The organism is Microbacterium sp. Bi128 (assembly GCF_918698205.1).
The window spans coordinates 1-2716 of the sequence record NZ_CAKKMM010000661.1; the positions used below are offsets into that span (position 1 = coordinate 1).

At 65.5% G+C, this 2716-nt stretch carries 3 protein-coding genes; 1 reads left to right on the forward strand and 2 read right to left on the reverse strand.

Annotation, left to right across the window (positions count from 1 at the left end):
- Together LQV45_RS24465 and LQV45_RS24470 are read right to left on the reverse strand one after the other, a co-directional pair.
- The coding region (locus tag LQV45_RS24465) for a PIN domain-containing protein (RefSeq protein WP_230009208.1) at positions 1-838 on the reverse strand (838 nt) is incomplete at its 3' end.
- 233 nt (positions 839-1071) lie between these two features.
- The gene (locus LQV45_RS24470) at positions 1072-1833 is read right to left on the reverse strand and encodes an isoprenyl transferase (RefSeq protein WP_043436292.1); all 762 of its coding nucleotides are present in this window, start codon (positions 1831-1833) and stop codon (positions 1072-1074) included.
- Between the two features lie 154 nt (positions 1834-1987).
- On the opposite strand from LQV45_RS24470, the gene LQV45_RS24475 reads away from it, so the two are divergent.
- Positions 1988-2704, forward strand: a complete 717-nt coding sequence (locus tag LQV45_RS24475) for a hemolysin III family protein (RefSeq protein ID WP_230009209.1) — start codon at positions 1988-1990, stop codon at positions 2702-2704.
- Positions 2705-2716: the final 12 nt, after the last annotated feature.

Here is a 2716-nt window from a genome sequence, read left to right on the forward strand (position 1 = left end):
TCGCCAACCGTTGCTCGGCCGAGCGGCCGTGGAGTCCGAAGACGTCGCGGTCGCCCTTCACGAGCCTGACCTGTTTGTCCGCCCCTACCCGTCCGAGGGCCGAGCCGCGGCTGGACAGCAGGACCAGCCCGGTGTTGGTCGGCATCTCGGCCGCCGCCGGGATGAATACCGGCTCGTGCCCGTACAAGGTGGCAACCTCGTCCTCGCCCGCGTCGAGCTCGGCGACGCCGGTCCAGCCGGAGTCCTTGACGAGTTCATTGCGGTACTCGTCGGCCAGCAGCCCCATGGCCGAGGCCTTGACGCGCATCGGCAGGTCCTTTGACACCACCGTCACGTCGCGGCCCTCGTTGGCCATGTTCTTGGCCACCGCGAGGATGCGGCTGTCGTTGTCCACCCCGCGGAACCCGGCGGGCAGCACCTCGGCGGAGATATGGTTCAGCTCCACCATGAGCGTGCCGCCGTCGGGGCCCAGCGGGATGGGACGGTCCAGGCCGCCGTGCTCGAGCCGCAGGTCATCGAGCAGCCGGAGGGCTTTGCGCGCAAAGTAACCCAGCTCCGGGTCGTGGCGCTTTCCTTCGAGCTCGGTGATGACAACGATCGGCAGGATGACCTCGTGCTCGGCGAAGCGCAGGAGGGCCCGCGGATCGGAGAGCAGGACGGAGGTATCGATCACGAAACTGCGGGCCGTGCCCCGGCTCCCTGTTCCTTCCCCGGAAACAGCAAGACCGGCCGCCGCGGAATCCGCTGCACCGGTCTTTGAGGTGGCTCGCTTGGCGCGAGAGGTAGCTTTCTGTCCCTGATCGGAAATGACGTCGGGCAGTTGCTCAGAAATAGCCACATCGACTCCAGCCCCGGGGCAATGCCCGGAATTGTTATTGGTGAGGCGGCTCGGCCTGGAGGCCGGACGCGGCCTCCCATACACCCGGTGCGAAAATCCGCTCCATGTACTGGCCTCCCCGATCGGCCGGCGAATTGCCTGCCGATGGGATTAACGTACGTCTCCGATGGCCTGTTTGTCCGATAATTTTTCGGCGATTCTTGTTGCCGTCTTGTGAACTCCGCGTGAACCGCTCAGGCGCCGAAGCGGCGCTGCCTGCCGGCGTAGTCGCGCAGGGCACGCAGGAAATCCACCTTGCGGAACGCCGGCCACAGGGCCTCGCAGAAGTAGAACTCACTGTACGCGCTCTGCCACATGAGGAATCCGGACAGCCGCTGCTCCCCGGAGGTCCGGATCACCAGGTCCGGATCCGGCTGGCCCCGGGTGTAGAGGAAGCGCGAGATGTCATCCACGGTGAGTTCATCGGCCAATTGTCCAATGTCCGCTCCCCGGGCGACGGCGTCGTGCAGCAGTTCCCGGACGGCGTCGACGATCTCCCGCCGTCCGCCGTAGCCGACGGCGACATTGACGTGCAGCCTCTCCTGCGCGGGCGTGCGCGCCGTCAGGTTGTTCAGCCGCTCGGCGAGGTAGTCCGGCAGCAGCTCGGGGGCGCCCATGGCGTGAACCGAGATGTTGGCGTCCTCGTCCAGCCGGTCCAGGGTGTTGGCGATGATGCCCATCAGGAGGTCGAGTTCCTCGCCGGAGCGGTTCATGTTGTCCGTGGAGAGCATGTACAAGGTGACCACCTTGATGCCCAGCTCCTGGCACCAGCCGAGGAATTCGTGGATCTTGTCCGCGCCGGCCTGATGGCCCTGGCTCGTGGGGGCGTTGAACTGGCGGGCCCAGCGCCGGTTGCCGTCGACCATGACGCCGACGTGGCGCGGGATCCGTTCAGGATCGAGGGAGCGCTGGAGCTTGCGCTCGTAAAAGCCGTAGAGGAATCCGGGCATTTCCATCCGGAGATTCACCTGGCTTCCTTGAGGTACTTGTTCAGTGCACATCCTAGGCTACCTGCCGGAGGGCCGTGCCGGGTGCAGCTCCGTCACAGGACAGCCCCGGACCGCTTGTTACTCACCGGTAACTTACTAGGGCGTAGGTTACTATTACGGCATGGAAAGCAACAGTCCGGAGCCCCGGCCGGAGCCTCCGGCGAAGCGGGCAACCCCGGTGGACGACGCCGCGGTGCGCCTGGCTGAACTGCTGATGATCAAGCCCAAATGGCGGGGCTGGATCCACACCGTCACCGCCCCGCTGGCACTGGCCGCCGGGCTGGTGCTGGTGATCCTGGCGCCGCCGGACCTGAAGGTGGCCTGCGCCGTCTATGCCGTTACCGGGGTCCTGCTGTTCGGCGTCAGTGCCGTCTATCACCGCGGGAACTGGTCACCGCGGGTGAAGATCGTCCTGAAGCGGCTGGATCACACGAACATCATGCTGGTGATCGCCGGAAGCTACACGCCGCTCGCCTGGGCCCTGCTGGACCGGCAGCAAGCCGAAGTGCTGCTCTGGGTGATCTGGTCCGGGGCCATCCTCGGTGTGCTGTTCCGCCTGCTGTGGACCAATGCCCCGCGGTGGCTCTATGTGCCGATCTATATCGCACTCGGCTGCGGCTCGCTGTTCTATCTGCCGGACTTTTTCGCCGCCAACGCTGCCTCGGCGGTGCTGATCTGCGTCGGCGGGGTCCTGTACATCACGGGAGCCGTGTTCTATGCGCTGAAGAAGCCGAATTTCAGCTATGAACACTTCGGCTTTCATGAACTGTTCCATGCGCTGACGGTCTTTGCCTTCGCCGCGCACTACATCGCCATTGCCATCGCGGTCCTGGGCTGACGCCGGCTGCCC